The sequence below is a fragment of the Rhizobium sp. CC-YZS058 genome (assembly GCF_034720595.1).
GTDB lineage: Bacteria > Pseudomonadota > Alphaproteobacteria > Rhizobiales > Rhizobiaceae > Ferranicluibacter.
Genome location: NZ_JAYESJ010000001.1, coordinates 1,339,867 through 1,354,643, shown reverse-complemented (window position 1 = coordinate 1,354,643; position 14,777 = coordinate 1,339,867). Strand labels below are relative to the sequence as shown.

General features: G+C 66.0%; 12 protein-coding genes. 6 read left to right on the top strand and 6 right to left on the bottom strand.

Annotated elements, in window-relative coordinates:
* Positions 1–98: 98 nt before the first annotated feature.
* Together U8330_RS06515 and U8330_RS06510 are read right to left on the bottom strand one after the other, a co-directional pair.
* The gene (locus U8330_RS06515; protein ID WP_323104341.1) at positions 99–707 is read right to left on the bottom strand and encodes a DedA family protein; all 609 of its coding nucleotides are present in this window, start codon (positions 705–707) and stop codon (positions 99–101) included.
* A 114-nt stretch (positions 708–821) separates the two neighbouring features.
* On the bottom strand, positions 822–1,577 hold the full coding sequence (locus U8330_RS06510; RefSeq protein ID WP_323104340.1) for a sulfite exporter TauE/SafE family protein: 756 nt from the start codon (positions 1,575–1,577) through the stop codon (positions 822–824).
* A gap of 241 nt (positions 1,578–1,818) precedes the next feature.
* Between U8330_RS06510 and U8330_RS06505 the strand changes: the two genes are divergently transcribed.
* From U8330_RS06505 to paoC, 4 genes are all read left to right on the top strand, one after another.
* Positions 1,819–2,958 (top strand): Xaa-Pro peptidase family protein, encoded by a 1,140-nt coding sequence (locus tag U8330_RS06505; RefSeq protein WP_323104339.1) that lies wholly within the window; start codon positions 1,819–1,821, stop codon positions 2,956–2,958.
* A gap of 206 nt (positions 2,959–3,164) precedes the next feature.
* Entirely contained in the window at positions 3,165–3,833 is a 669-nt protein-coding gene (paoA, locus tag U8330_RS06500) for an aldehyde dehydrogenase iron-sulfur subunit PaoA (RefSeq protein WP_323104338.1), read from the top strand.
* Positions 3,830–4,780 (top strand): xanthine dehydrogenase family protein subunit M, encoded by a 951-nt coding sequence (locus tag U8330_RS06495; RefSeq protein WP_323104337.1) that lies wholly within the window; start codon positions 3,830–3,832, stop codon positions 4,778–4,780. Before paoA ends, U8330_RS06495 begins: the two co-directional genes overlap by 4 nt.
* A 3-nt stretch (positions 4,781–4,783) precedes the next feature.
* Positions 4,784–6,976: an aldehyde oxidoreductase molybdenum-binding subunit PaoC gene (gene paoC, locus U8330_RS06490; protein WP_323104336.1), complete on the top strand. Its 2,193-nt coding sequence runs from the start codon at positions 4,784–4,786 to the stop codon at positions 6,974–6,976.
* 27 nt (positions 6,977–7,003) lie between these two features.
* Here paoC and U8330_RS06485 read toward each other — a convergent pair whose 3' ends face one another.
* Entirely contained in the window at positions 7,004–7,909 is a 906-nt protein-coding gene (locus U8330_RS06485) for a sugar kinase (RefSeq protein ID WP_416236827.1), read from the bottom strand.
* Positions 7,910–8,020: 111 nt separating this feature from the next.
* The gene (locus tag U8330_RS06480; protein WP_323104334.1) at positions 8,021–9,100 is read right to left on the bottom strand and encodes a D-TA family PLP-dependent enzyme; all 1,080 of its coding nucleotides are present in this window, start codon (positions 9,098–9,100) and stop codon (positions 8,021–8,023) included.
* Positions 9,101–9,295: 195 nt separating this feature from the next.
* On the opposite strand from U8330_RS06480, the gene lldD reads away from it, so the two are divergent.
* Both lldD and U8330_RS06470 read left to right on the top strand, forming a co-directional pair.
* Positions 9,296–10,462 carry an FMN-dependent L-lactate dehydrogenase LldD gene (lldD, locus tag U8330_RS06475; RefSeq protein ID WP_323104332.1) on the top strand — a complete coding sequence of 389 codons (1,167 nt, stop codon included), beginning with the start codon at positions 9,296–9,298 and terminating at the stop codon, positions 10,460–10,462.
* Between the two features lie 6 nt (positions 10,463–10,468).
* Entirely contained in the window at positions 10,469–10,960 is a 492-nt protein-coding gene (locus U8330_RS06470) for a DUF1284 domain-containing protein (protein WP_323104331.1), read from the top strand.
* Here the strand turns inward: U8330_RS06470 and U8330_RS06465 are convergent.
* Both U8330_RS06465 and U8330_RS06460 read right to left on the bottom strand, forming a co-directional pair.
* Entirely contained in the window at positions 10,953–12,473 is a 1,521-nt protein-coding gene (locus U8330_RS06465; protein WP_323104330.1) for an aldehyde dehydrogenase (NADP(+)), read from the bottom strand. The genes U8330_RS06470 and U8330_RS06465 overlap by 8 nt on opposite strands.
* Before the next feature lie 221 nt (positions 12,474–12,694).
* A complete protein-coding gene (locus U8330_RS06460; protein ID WP_323104329.1) occupies positions 12,695–14,662 on the bottom strand; it encodes a putative bifunctional diguanylate cyclase/phosphodiesterase in 1,968 nt (655 codons plus the stop codon).
* Positions 14,663–14,777 lie beyond the last annotated feature (115 nt).

Below are 14,777 nucleotides of genomic sequence, written 5' to 3'. Positions count from 1 at the left end.
ATTCGGTCGGTGATGGCGCGAACCATACCGCGCCTATCCGCCCTGTCCAGAGCTCGTTGGTGAGGAGCGGCTGACAGTCGCGCCGCAGACGCCGTCGTCTAGTAGTTCGCCCTGGCGTCCTTGTAGGTCGCGACCCGGTAGCCGTAGAACAGCACGAGGCCGATGGCGATCGCGGTCGAAACCGGATCGACATAGCTCGACACGACGTCGTACGCCTGGCCCAGCACATAGCCGGCCAGCGCCAGCCCCGCCGTCCAGATCACCGTGCCGATGGCGGAAAACAGTGTGAAGGTCGCAAGCGACATCTGTGCCACGCCGGCCGGCACGGAAATCAGGGTGCGCACGGTTGGAATCAGCCGGCCGACGAGGATGGCGAGCGGGCCGTGACGGCGAAACTTCTGGTTGGCCGTATGCACGTCGTCTTCGGAGAGCGTCAGCCAGCGGCCATGTTTGCGGGCGAACTGCTTCAACCGCGCCTCGCCGAGGAAACGCCCGGCATAATACCAGGGCATGACGCCGAGCAGCGAGCCGATCGACCCGGCGATGATGACGGTGACGATCGACATGTCCCCCTGCGAGGCCCGATAGCCGGCCAGCGGCATGATCAGCTCGGAGGGGATCGGCGGGAAGATATGTTCGAGAAACATCAGAAGCGCGATGCCGAAGGCACCGAAGCTCTGCATCATGCTCTGAACCAAGTCTTCCATTGCTGCGCCCTGACTGTTTCGACAGGCCTAGAATAGGGTGCTGCAGTGCAGCACGGCAAGGCAGGCCCGTTCCCAATTCGCGCTCACGCGATAACGGACGCGTGATCGTCGCGGTCAAAGAACCAGAAGATAGTCCGCGATGAGCTTGATCGAGAGCAGGAACAGGGTCGCCTGGATCAGACGGTAGAACAGCACTTCCGGGATCATGACCGTCAGGCGCTTGCCGACGACGGTGCCGAGGATTGCGGCCGGCGCCAGGATATAGAGCAGCGACGTGTCGAAATGGTCGAACTGGGACAGGGCCCAGTAGGGCAGGATCTTCGCGGCATTGACGATGGCGAACAGAATGGTGGAGGTGCCGGCGAACACCATCTTCTCCAGCCGCTGCGGCAGGACATACATCTGGTAAGGCGGCGCGCCCGAATGCGAAACGAAGCTGGTGAAACCGGTCAGCGCCCCCCAGAACAGGCCGGAGGGCACGTCGGCGCCCTTCGGGGCGCTGCCACGGAAGCGGGCGCCGAACCAGGCGTTCAGGCAAAAGGCAAGACCGGTCAGGCCGACGAGGAAACCGACGAAGAGCGGCGAGACATGGGCGCTGAACGCCCAGCCGATGCCGACGCCGACCAGCGCGGCCGGAATGAGGATCGCGAGGTTCCGGGCGGAGAACTGGCGGCGGTAGAGATAGAGGCCCACCATGTCGCTCGCCACGAAGATCGGCAGCAGCAGGGCCGCGGCCGTGACCGGCGAGATGACCAGCGCCAGAAACGGCACGGCGATGGCGCCGACCGAAGGCAGTCCACCCTTCGACAACCCGACCAGAAAGGCGGACATGACCGCAATGGCGATCACCAGCGGCGTATGCTCGATCATGACGCGTGAGGCTCGATAGAGCGCGGAGGGAGGAGCGGCGCGGCCCCTCGCGCTCCGGGTCCGGCATGCCCATGGATCGCCGACCGCCGCGCCACCGTCAACCCCGCAAGACTTGCCTATGTCAGCCGAAGTCAACATTACCAATGCGCTGCGCCCTCCCCGCCACAAGCGCGCAGTCCGGCGTCGACAAGCAGAAAGCGGGCCGTTAGAGCTGAGCGACTTTTTCCTGCAGGACATGACGATGACCGAGATGACCCCGCCGCCCTTCATCACCGATGCTGAACGGGAGGAACGCCTCTCTCGGCTGCGCGCGGCGATGGAAGCGGTGGGGGTGAGCGGCCTGCTTCTCGGCTCCAGCGAAAGCCTGCGCTACTTCACCGGCCTCGTCTGGCATGGCAGCGAGCGACTGCTGGGCGCGCTGGTGACGGCGGATGCGCTCACCTATGTCGTGCCCGCCTTCGAGGAGAGCCGCGTCGATACGCTGCCGCATCTGCCGGGCGCAATCGCGATCTGGCAGGAGGAGGAAAGCCCTGCCGCCCTCGTTGCGACCCTGCTCGGTGGAGCGGGGAAACTGGCGCTGGACGAAGCCCTGCCGCTCTTCCTCTACCATGCGCTTGCGGCCGCCCTCGGCCCGGAGCGGCTCGTCGATGGCGGACCGCTGATCGGCCCGCTGCGCGCCGTGAAATCGCAGGCGGAGATCGCCATCATCCGCTATGCCATGGGCCTGACGCTCGAGGTTCATCGCCGCGCCCATGCGATGCTGGCGCCGGGCATCCGCGCCTCCGAGGTCGTGCGCTTCATCGATGCCGAACACCGGCGCCTCGCCGGGCGGGGATCCACCTTCTGCATCGTCTCCTTCGGCGCGGCCACGGCGCTGCCGCACGGGGCGGACGGCGACCAGGTGCTGGCCAAGGGCGACGCGATCCTCGTCGACACCGGCACGCGGATCGACGGCTATCATTCGGATCTGACACGCAGCTACATGCTGGACGAGCCGGATGCCGCCTATGCGGCGGCCTGGGCTGTCGAGCGGGCCGCCCAGCAGGCGGTCTTCGAAGCAGCGCAGCTCGGAAGCCCCTGCCACGCCCTCGATGACGCAGCCCGCGCCGTTCTGGTACGAAACGGGCTTGGCCCGGATTACCGCCTGCCGGGCCTGCCGCACCGGGCCGGCCACGGCCTGGGCCTGGAAATCCACGAGGCGCCCTATATCGTGCGCGGCAACCGGACCCCGCTCGCTCCGGGGCACTGTTTTTCCAACGAGCCGATGCTGGTCTATCCCGGCCGCTTCGGCATCCGGCTGGAAGACCACATCACCATGGCCGAGGACGGCGCCCACTGGTTTACCCTGCCTTCGAACAGCCCGACCGAACCTTTCGCCTGATCGCTGCCAGCCTTGCGTTTCTTTGGAGGCGCAGGGCGAATTCGTCCGATCCGCAACTTTCCGGCAATTTAGGCCTGCAGGAAGGGTGGATCGTGCGATCGGCACTGGCAGGAAGGCCGGCATTTCCACACGAAATCGTGTAGCCTCTGGCCGCTCCGCTCAGTCGCTCTACTTCGTTCGCTTCCGGACAAACCCCGCGATCGAGAATGGAGAGAGACATGCCCCCTCCCACATTGATGGAACTGACGCGACGCGATCTTCTTATCACGACAGCCGCGGCATCCGTCGCGGCCAGCACTGCCTCGGCGGCCGGCACGGCCGCGTCCGCTGCGGCTCCACCCGGATCAAAGGAAGGCGCCCCGGTCTTGTCTCAAGTCTCCTTCACCGTCAACGGCGAGCAGAAAACGCTCGACATCGACACCCGCACCACGCTTCTCGATGCGCTTCGCGAGCATCTTCACCTCACCGGCACCAAGAAGGGTTGCGACCACGGGCAGTGCGGCGCCTGCACCGTGATGGTCGAAGGCCGGCGGATCAATTCCTGCCTGTCGCTCGCGCTCATGCATGACGGCGACGACATCACCACCATCGAAGGCCTCGGCCAGCCGGACAATCTGCATCCGATGCAGGCCGCCTTCATCAAGCATGACGGCTACCAGTGCGGCTATTGCACGCCGGGTCAGATCTGTTCCGCCGTCTCGGTGCTTGAGGAGATCAAGGCCGGGATCCCGAGCCATGTCAGCGGCGACATCACCGTTGCGCCGGAACTGAGTGAGATGGAACTGCGCGAACGCATGAGCGGCAATATCTGTCGGTGCGGGGCCTACTCCAACATTGTCGAGGCGATGACCGAAGTCGCCGGGAGGAAAGCATGAGAGCCTTCACCTATGAGCGCGCGACCTCGCCCGCCGAAGCCGCGGCCCTCGTTGCCCGCACGCCCGGCGCCCGCTTCATCGCCGGCGGCACCAACCTGCTCGATCTGATGAAGCTCGAGATCGAGACGCCGACGCATCTGATCGACGTCAACCGGCTCGGGCTTGATACGATCGAAGACACGCCGGAGGGTGGCCTGCGCATCGGCGCGCTGGTGCGCAACACCGATCTGGCTGCCGACATGCGCGTTCGCCGCAGTTACGGCGTTCTGTCGCGCGCCCTGCTCGCCGGCGCATCCGGGCAGCTGCGCAACAAGGCGACCACCGCCGGCAACCTGCTCCAGCGCACCCGCTGTCCCTATTTCTACGACACGGCCCAGCCCTGCAACAAGCGCCAGCCCGGCAGTGGCTGTTCCGCCATTGGCGGCTTTGCCCGCCAGCTCGGCATTGTCGGCGTGAGCGATGCCTGCATCGCCACCCATCCGAGCGATATGGCGATCGCCATGCGCGCGCTCGATGCCACGGTGGAAACGGTGAAGGCAGATGGTTCGACCCGCGCCATCCCGATCGCCGACTTCCACCGCCTGCCCGGCGACACGCCGCATATCGAGACCGCGCTGGAGGAAGGCGAGTTCATCACCGCCGTCACCCTGCCGAAGCCGGTCGGCGGCAAGCAGATCTACCGCAAGGTCCGCGACCGCGCCTCCTATGCCTTCGCGCTGATCTCGGTCGCCGCGATCATCAAGGACGACAGGACCGGCGCGATTGCCGTTGGGGGCGTTGCCCACAAGCCGTGGCGTGTCGAAGCCGCCGATGCCGAATTGCCGAACGGCGCCGCTGCGGTGCGCGGCAAGCTGCTCGCCGAGGCCCGTCCTCAAGAAGACAATGCATTCAAGATCACTCTGGTCGAGCGCACCATCGGTGCCGTCCTCGAAGAAGCGCGAGGCTAAGCCATGAAGTTCGAAAATCCCGCCACCACCAACCCGATCGACCGTCTGACGGTCGTCGGAAAGCCGACGGATCGCATCGACGGACCGCTCAAGGTGTCCGGCCGCGCGCCCTATGCCTATGAGCGCCATGATGTCGTGCCCAACCAGGCCTATGGCTACGTCGTCGGTGCCACCATCGCCAAGGGCAAGATCCGCGGTATGGATCTCGCCGCCGCCAAGGCCGCACCCGGCGTCGTCGCCATCGTCACGGCCGAGAATGCCGGCAAGCTCGGCAAGGGCGAGATGAATACGGCGCATCTTCTCGCCGGGCCGAATGTCCAGCACTACCACCAGGCCGTCGCTCTGGTCGTCGCCGAAAGCTTCGAGCAGGCGCGCGCTGCTGCCAACCTCGTCAAGGTCGATTACGAAACGGAAGACGGAGCCTTCGACCTGAAGGCGGTCAAGGACCAGGCCGTCAAGCCCGACAGCGAGGACCCGGACACCGCTGCCGGCGACTTCGCCGCCGGATTTGCTGCCGCACCGGTCCAGCTCGACGAGACCTACACGACGCCCGATCATTCGCATGCGATGATGGAGCCGCATGCCTCGATCGCCGCCTGGAACGGCGACCAGCTGAATGTCTGGACCTCCAACCAGATGATCAACTGGACCAAGGGCGATCTCGCAAAGACGCTCGGCATCGACAAGGAAAAGGTGCGGCTGATGTCGCCCTTCATCGGCGGCGGTTTCGGCGGCAAGCTGTTCCTGCGGGCCGATACGCTTCTGGCAGCGCTCGGGGCGCGGGAAGCCAAGCGGCCGGTCAAGGTCACGCTGCAGCGGCCGTTGATGGCCAACAACACCACCCACCGCCCTGCCACCATCCAGCGCATCCGCATCGGCACCGACGAGGCCGGCAAGATCCTGGCGATCGCGCATGAGGGTTGGTCCGGCGACCTGGAAGACGGCCAGCCGGAAACCGCGGTCAACCAGACCCGCCTGCTCTATGCCGGCCAGGACCGGATGACGAAGACGCGGCTTGCCGTGCTCGACCTGCCGGAAGGCAATGCCATGCGCGCGCCGGGCGAAGCCCCGGGCATGATGGCGCTCGAAATCGCCATCGACGAGATGGCCGAGCGGCTGAAGATGGACCCGGTCGAATTCCGGATCCTCAACGACACGCAGGTCGATCCGGAGAAGCCGGAGCGTCCCTTCTCGAAGCGCCAGTTCGTGGAGTGCATGAAGATCGGCGCCGAGCGCTTCGGCTGGAATGCCCGCAAGGCCCAGCCCGGCGCAACGCGCGAAGGCTCGCTGCTGATCGGCCACGGTGTCGCCTCCGCCTTCCGCAACAGCATGGTCATGACCTCGGGCGCCCGCGTGAAACTCGACAATCGCGGCGTCGTCACCGTCGAGACCGACATGACGGACATCGGCACCGGCAGCTACACGATCATCGCGCAGACGGCGGCCGAGATGATGGGCCTGCCGCTGCACAAGGTCGAGGTGCGGCTTGGGGACTCCTCCTTCCCGGTCTCCGCCGGGTCCGGCGGCCAGTGGGGGGCGAACTCGTCCACCGCCGGCGTCTATGCCGCCTGCGTCAAGCTGCGCGAAGCGGTTGCTGCAAAGCTCGGCTTCAACTCGGAGGACGTCACTTTCGAGAATGGCGAGGTGCGCTCCGGCAATCGTTCGGTCCCGCTTGCCGAAGCGGCCGGCGATGGCCTGACGGTCGAGGACAAGATGGAGTATGGCGACCTCGACAAGAAGTATCAGCAGTCGACCTTCGGCGCGCACTTCGTCGAAGTCGGCGTCGATTCGCTCACCGGCGAGGTGCGGCTGCGTCGGATGCTGGCCGTCTGCGCGGCCGGCCGCATCCTCAACCCGAAATCGGCCCGCAGCCAGGTGATCGGCGCCATGACCATGGGCGCCGGCGCGGCACTGATGGAAGAGCTGGCGATCGACAAGCGCCGCGGCTTCTTCGTCAATCACGACCTCGCCGGCTATGAAGTGCCGGTGCATGCGGACATTCCGCATCAGGAGGTGGTGTTCCTCGATGACGACGACCCGATCTCCTCGCCGATGAAGGCCAAGGGTGTCGGCGAACTTGGCATTTGCGGTGTCGGTGCGGCGGTGGCGAACGCGATCTACAACGCGACCGGCATTCGCGTGCGTGACTATCCGATCACGCTCGACAAGCTGATCGACCGCCTGCCCCAGGCCTGACGCCTGAGACAAGAACGATCTGCGGCCTCAGGGCCGCAGATCATGCGCGACGATGGCGCCCGGATGCTGGATGACATGGGCCGCCACGTGTGCCGCAAACTGCGCCGCGGCGCGCGGATTCCCATGCGTCGCGAGATGGGCGAGAAACGAGCCGTTGAAGCTGTCTCCGGCGCTGGTCGTATCCACGACGCGCGCGACCGGCTCGGAGGCGACATGGATCGCCTCGCCGCCGAAGGCCAGCGTGACCCCGGACGCTCCGTCTTTCACCACGACATCCTGCGCACCTGCCGCGCGGTAGCGCGCGATCGTGGCGGCGACCGTGCCGTCACCGAAATGGGTTGCCTCGTCGTCGAAGCTCGGCATCAGCAGCGTGGCGGCGGACGCGCCCTCCATGAGCGTCGCGCGCATCGTTTCGGCATCCTCCCAGAGCCTCGGACGGATATTGGGGTCGAAGACGACGCGGGCGCCGGCCTGCCGGGCACGGCGCATGGCGGCGATCAGTCGCTGGCGCCCCTCGCCTTCCAGGATCGCCAGCGTGATCCCGGAGACGACGAGGATGTCCGCACCGTCGAGGGCGCGCGAGAGCGCCGCCTCGTCGGCCGCGAGCTGGCGCGCGGCCGAGGACGAACGCCAGTAGGAGAAGCTGCGCTCCCCCTCATGCACATGCACCATGTAGAGCCCGGGAAGCCGATGCGCCAGGCGCTGGATGGCCCCGGTGCCGATGCCTCTCGCCTCCATGAAGGCGATCATCTCGTCGGAGACCGCGTCGGTGCCGAGCGCGGTCACATAATCGACCGCCCACGAGGCCGGCAGAGCGAGCCGCGCATAGTAAGCGGCGTTGAACGTGTCGCCGGCATAGCCCTTCCGCAGAAGATCGGGCCCGCTTCCCGTCAGCTCCACCATGCATTCGCCGACCGAAACGAAACGTTGCACCTGTCTCTCCATCCCGCTCCTCCCAGAGCTTCTCATGCGGCAGTTCAAGGCCGATCCGGTTTGAACGTCATATGCTTAAGTCCGGTCGGCGGATTCAGTTCGTGAAGATCTTCACACGATGCGTCCACGCGCGACCACTGGCCAGGCCTCCGGTTGCGACCGCCCTTCGCCGATCACATGCACCGCGTCGACCAGGTTGGTGACCACGCAGGCATGGTTGGGCACGATCCGCAGACGATCGCCGACCTTGAGCCCGATCGGGCCTTCACTGACCAGCCGCCCATGCTCTTCCGACAATTGGTCGATGGCGATATCCTCGCGGCCGAGCACGAGGCCGTAGCCGCTGAGGCCGAGAAGATCGGAGGTCAGCGCCTTCGAGCCAGCATCGATGATCGCCCGGTTCTCGGCCGGAACGGAAACGACGGTCGCCACGACGGTCAGCGCGCAGTCCTCCAGCGAACAGGTGCCGAAGGCCACCAGCGAGCGGTCGTTGTAGACATAGGTGCCGGGGCGATATTCGGTCGCGACCGGGGCATCGGCCGCCGTCATCATCGAGGGCGACCCCCCTGAGGTCACGGCCTCGACGGCGATGCCTTTGCTTTCGATCAGGGCCTTGGCCTCGCTCATGAAGGCCTGCACACGCGCCTCACCGCGTGCCGGCGGATAGGTCATCAGGCCGCCCAGCGCCAGACCGGGAGCGGCGGCGATGCGCGCGGCCAATTCGGCGGCGGCCTCCGGCGTGGACACGCCGCAGCGATTGGCGCCGGTGTTGCACTCGACGAACACCTTGAGCGGGGCCGGCTCGCCGGCAAACCGGGCCGAAAGTCCGTCCACGACATCGGCGCTGTCGGCGACGACGGCGAGCGAGACGCGGGTGGCGAGTGCCGCCAGATGGTCGAGCTTCTCGGACCCCAGAATGTTGTAGGTGATCAGGACATCGCGGATGGCCGGGCTGGCGGCCACCATGGCCTCGGCCTCCGACACCTTCTGGCAGGTGATGCCGACGGCTCCGGCGGCAAGCTGCATCTCCGCAATCGCCGGCAGCTTGTGGGTCTTGATGTGCGGGCGGACCTTCAGACCATGCTGATCGGCATAGGCTTGGAAACGCTCGATATTGCGGCGGGCGATATCGAGATCGACGACGACGGCAGGCGTGTTCAGCCTGTCGAGACGAGGATCGGAATACGGCATGGGGCACCTGTCTGAAGAGTCGCAAGAAGGCTACAGGCACCACAGCAAGCCGCCCGACGCAAGGAGAAAGGCATCTTGCCGGAGCGGCCGGCCGATCTCGACGCTTGCAAAATGGTCTGCTAGGACCCTCCGGTCGCCCGGCTTCAGGCTCTTCACCGCGGGAGCTTTGGCGACAGGAGGCAGAGGGGGAGACCGATGATCATTTCCGCACCCACCGATTTCCGCGAGACGGCGCGTCGTCGCCTGCCGCCCTTCCTGTTTCATTATGCCGATGGCGGCGCCTATTCCGAATATACGCTGAACCGCAATGTTGCCGATCTTGCGGAAGTCGCGCTCAAGCAGCGGGTCTTGAAGAATGTCGAGGGCTTGAGCCTGGAAACGGAGCTGTTCGGCCGGCGCATGGCGATGCCGGTTGCGCTGGCGCCGGTGGGGCTGACCGGCATGTATGCGCGGCGTGGCGAAGTGCAGGCCGCGCGCGCGGCGACCAAGAAGGGCATTCCCTTCACGCTCTCCACCGTCTCCGTCTGCCCGATCGAGGAGGTGCAGTCCAAGGTCTCGACGCCGATCTGGTTCCAGCTCTATGTGCTGCGCGACCGCGGCTTCATGAAACAGGCGCTGGAACGGGCGGCTGCGGCCGGGATCACCACGCTGGTCTTCACGGTCGACATGCCGACGCCGGGCGCGCGCTACCGCGATGCCCATTCCGGCATGTCGGGCCGCCATGGCCCCATGCGCCGCGTTCTCCAGGCCATGATGCATCCGCGCTGGGCCTGGGATGTCGGCATTCACGGCAAGCCGCACGATCTCGGCAATGTCTCGCACTATCTCGGCAAGCCGACCGGGCTCGCCGACTATATCGGTTGGCTTGCCAAGAATTTCGACGCCTCGATTGGCTGGAAGGACCTGGAATGGATCCGCGACACCTGGAAGGGGTCGATCGTCATCAAGGGGATCCTCGATCCCGATGACGCACGCGATGCGGTGCGCTTCGGCGCAGACGGGATCGTCGTGTCCAATCATGGCGGTCGCCAGCTCGACGGCGTGCTCTCCTCCGTGCGCGCCTTGCCGGCCATCGTCGATGCGGTGAAGGGCGAGTTGAAGATCCTCGCCGATTCCGGCATCCGCTCGGGCCTCGACGTGGTGCGGATGATCGCCCTCGGCGCCGACGCGGTTCTGATCGGCCGCGCCTTTCTCTATGCGCTGGCGACCGCCGGGGAAGAGGGGGTGACCACGCTGCTCGACCTTTTCGAGAAGGAGATGCGGGTGGCGATGACGCTGACCGGGGTCAAGTCCCTGTCCGAACTCGACCGCAGTTGCCTCGTTTCCGACGCCAAGCCGCTGCCGCTGCCGGCCTCTCCGTAAGCACCGATGACGATCCGGCTGCGTCCGCATCACCTGCTCTGCATGCTGACCTATGTCGGCAAGGGCTACAGCGCCGCCTTTGTCGACAATTACGACCGGATCGCCGCACGGCTCTCGGCCGGCGAAGACATGCTGATCGTCGAAGGGCCGGACGATATTTGCGGACCGGTGGCGGACACGGACGGATCGCACTGCCGCACCGAAAGCGTTTCGACGCGGGATGCACAGGCGGCGGCGGACGCGGGCGCCCTGCTTGGCCAGACGATCCGGCCCGGACTGGCACTCAGCCTCACCGGCACGCAGATCGAAGCGCTGCGAAGCGCCTTCCGGACCGGCCACATCCGGCCTGCCTGCGCCGGATGCGAATGGAGCGCGCTCTGCACGCAGATTGCCGACGGCGGCTATCGGGACGTCCGGATCAACGTCCAGGCTTCCGGATCATTGAGCGGGGCGGGCACGGAAAAAATCCATCCCCGCCCCGCTGACGCCGCTACTTGATCGGTGCGGGACGCAGGGATTCCGGCAGGTCCTGATAGGAGACCGGCCGCAGGAAGCGCTCGATCGCGCGGGTGCCGACCGAGGTGGTGCGTCCGTCCGAGGTGGCCGGGTACGGCCCGCCATGAACCATGGCCGGAGAGACCTCGACACCGGTCCCGAACCCATTGACCAGGATACGCCCGGCCAGCAGTTCGAGCGTCGGCAGCAGGCGACGCGCGTCCGCCTCGTCGGCCTCGTCGATATGCAGCGCGATCGTCAGCTGCCCTTCCAGGGCGTCGAGCACCTGCTCGAGTTCCCGCAGATCCGCGCACCGCACCACGAGACCGGTGGCGCCGAAGACCTCGTCCTGCAGCGCGTGATCGGCCAGGAACTGCGCCGCGCTGGTGACGAACAGGGCGGCGCGCCCCTGCGAGGCATTCCCCCCCAGCCCCTCGGCCACCAGAGACACGGCCTCGTGTTCGGCCAGCTTGGCGCGGTTCGTCGCATAGGCCTTGCTGATGCCGGCCGTCAGCATGGTCTGGGCCGGGATCGCGGAGAGGGCCTCTCCCGCTGCATCGAGAAAGGACTGCAGGCCGGGGCCGTCGACGGCAAGGAGCAGACCCGGATTGGTGCAGAACTGGCCGGCACCGAGCGTCAGCGAGCCCGCGAAGGCCTTGCCGATCGCCTGTCCCCGCGCGGCAAGCGCATGGGGGAACAGCAGCACGGGGTTGATCGAGCTCATCTCCGCATAGACCGGGATCGGCTGCTTGCGTCGGGCGGCGATGTCCATCAGCGCCAGCCCGCCGGCGCGAGAGCCGGTGAAGCCGACGGCGCGGATGCGCGGATCGGCCACCAGCGCCTGGCCGATCTCGAGCCCGCTGTCATAGAGCATGGAGAACGTCCCCTCCGGCATGCCGCTGGCCGCCACCGCCTTCTGCACGGCACGGCCGACCAGAGCCGAGGTGCCGGGATGGGCGGAATGGGCCTTGACGATGACCGGGCAGCCGGCCGCCAGGGCCGAGGCCGTATCGCCACCTGCCACGGAAAAGGCGAGCGGAAAGTTGGATGCGCCGAACACGGCGACCGGGCCGATCGCAATGTTGCGCAGGCGCAGGTCCGGCTTCGGTGCCGGCTTGCGCTCGGGATCGGCCGCATCGAAGCGCAGATCCTGGAAACGGCCGGCGCGAACTTCTGCCGCAAACAGGCGCAGCTGGCCGACGGTGCGACCGCGCTCGCCCTCCAGACGACCGCGCGGCAGACCGCTTTCGGCCATGGCGCGCTGGATCAGCGCGTCGCCGACCGCGAGGATCTCCTCGGCGATCGTCTCGAGGAAAGCCGCCCGGGCCTCGAGCGTCGTTTCGCGGTAGAGCGGAAAAGCCTGCCAGGCCAGCGCCGCAGCCGCTTCGAGGTCGGCCTTGGTCGCGCCGCCGAAGCTTGTCGGCAGACGCTCGCCCGTGGCGGCATCCAGCCCGTAGATCTCGCCATTCGTGCCATGCACGGCCTTGGCGCCGATCAAGAGATCACCGGTAAACATGGTCGTTTCCTTCCTCGCTTCGTCGACCGGCGCTCGGAGCACCGGTTTCGTAAGCTCCTCATGCCGGATAAGGGGGGCGAAAGGCAACAGGCGGCGTGCAGCCGGGTCGGGGCCCAGCTGGAGCATGTTCAGGGATGACGGGATTGATCGGACCTGCTTCATTCTCTCTTTTCCCCCGCTTTGTCCGAAGCCGAAGCGATCGTGCTGCGGCAGGACATGCTCTACCCGAGGCGCGAGGCGGCGCGCGGCGCATCCGGCATGCGCGCGTCGATCCAGTCGATCAGCACGTCCATCGGCACGGGACGCGAGAAGAAATAGCCCTGATAGGCCTCGCAGCCGAGCGCGCTCAGCACGCGCAACTGCTCAGCATTCTCGACGCCTTCGACGATGCACTCAATGTCGAGCGTGCGGCAGAGACCCTGGATCGATGCGACGATCTTGCGGCCGGACACATTTTCCAGGCCCGCCACGAAACTGCGGTCGATCTTGACCTCGTCGATCGGCAGGCGGTGCAGATAGCCGAGGCTCGATTGACCGGTGCCGAAATCATCGAGCGCCACTTGCGACCCGAGCCGACGCAGAAGGGTGATCGATTCGACCGCCGTGTCGAAGTTGCGGATCACCGCGGTCTCGGTGAGTTCGAAGATGATCCGCCGCGCGTCGATCCGCCCCTCGCCGATCGCCGCGATCAGCGCGAGGATGGTGGGAGACGAGGTCACGTCATGGGCCGAGAGGTTGAAGGAGAGCTTGATGCCGGCCGGCATCTTCTCCATCTCGCGCAAGGCCTTGCGGAACAGCGCCAGGGTCAGGGGATGGACGAGACCCGTGCGTTCGGCCACCGGAATGAACTGGTCCGGCCCGATCCGCCCGAGATCCGGATGGTCCCAACGGGCGAGAGCCTCGACCGCGAAGACGGCGTTGTTGCGGCCGGAGACGATCGGCTGGAAGACGACGGAGAATTCCGCCTCGAAATCCGCGCCACGCAGCGCGGTCTCGATCGCCTGGCCGGAGCGGATCTTGTTCTCGTGATCGACCGAGTAGAGCGTTGCAAGGCCGAGCCTGGCGCTTTTCGAGCTGTAGAGCGCATAGTCGGAGCGGTCGAACAGCGTATGGGCGGTGGTGCCGGCCTCGGGAAAGGCCGCCAGCCCGCAGGAGCAGCCGATCGAAAGCGAGATGGCATCGACCTCGTAAGGCTCGGCGAGCCGATCGCAGATCGCCTGCGCGACGATCAACGACTCCGGGCCGGGCCTGGCGATGAGGAACCCGAATTCGTCGCCGCCGAGTCGTGTCACGACGATCTCGTCATTGGCAAAGCTCGCCAGCCGCAGCCCGACCTGGTCGAGCAGCCGGTCGCCGACCAGATGCCCATAAGTATCGTTGACCGGCTTGAAGCGATCGAGATCGATCGTGCCGACCGTGAAGGCGCTGCCGGACGCGGCAGAGGCCGCGATCAAGTCTTCCAGGCGGGTGAAGAAGTAGCGCCGGTTCGGAAGACCCGTCAGCATGTCGGTATGGGCGAGCCGGGCATTCTCCAGCGCGAGACGCTCCGTTTCCGATTGCTTCTGCGCCAGGGCGGCCTGCGACTGGATGAGCCGTGTAAAGCCATAGAAGCTGTTGAACAAAACCTGCAGCATCACCACGGTGACCAGCAGAATATTGAGCGCGATCGCGTAGAAGACCGTATTGCCGAGGTGAATGTAATAGATCGCGTAGGGAATGGTGACGAGCAGCGTCACCACCACCGCCGCCTGCGGCAGATGCATGAGACAGAAGATGCAGCCGATCACGGTGACGGCGATGAAGATCGCCACATGGCCCTGTTCGTAGGGACCGCCATATTCGTTCAGCACCAGCGACCAGGTGATATAGGCGACGGCGATGATCCCGGCCAGCCGCACGGTGCGCCGCAGCTTTGCAACGACATCGCGCGGGTCGGTCTTCTGATGCCGGCGGACAAGCCAGACGAGCGTGCGCACCACGCAGATCGACACAAGAACAAAGGGCACCGCAACTGTCAGCGCCCAGGGCGCAATGTCGCGGTGGGTATAGGCGACGGCGACGGCATTGACGGTCAGGAGGAGATAGAGAAGCGGAACCTGACGCTGCAGCTCGATCAACTGCGCTGCCGCAAGATCCGATTGCTGCGTATCGATCATCAGCCAGGCAAAGAACTTGGACAGTCTCGTCATGATGGGCCGCGCCCCTCCCGTTTTCTCGATGATGACGGGAATGGGCTACATCTCTGTTAAGAGCGGATGCCCAGTCTTCGCATAGTTACCGAAGATTGACGCAATTGCGGGGCAA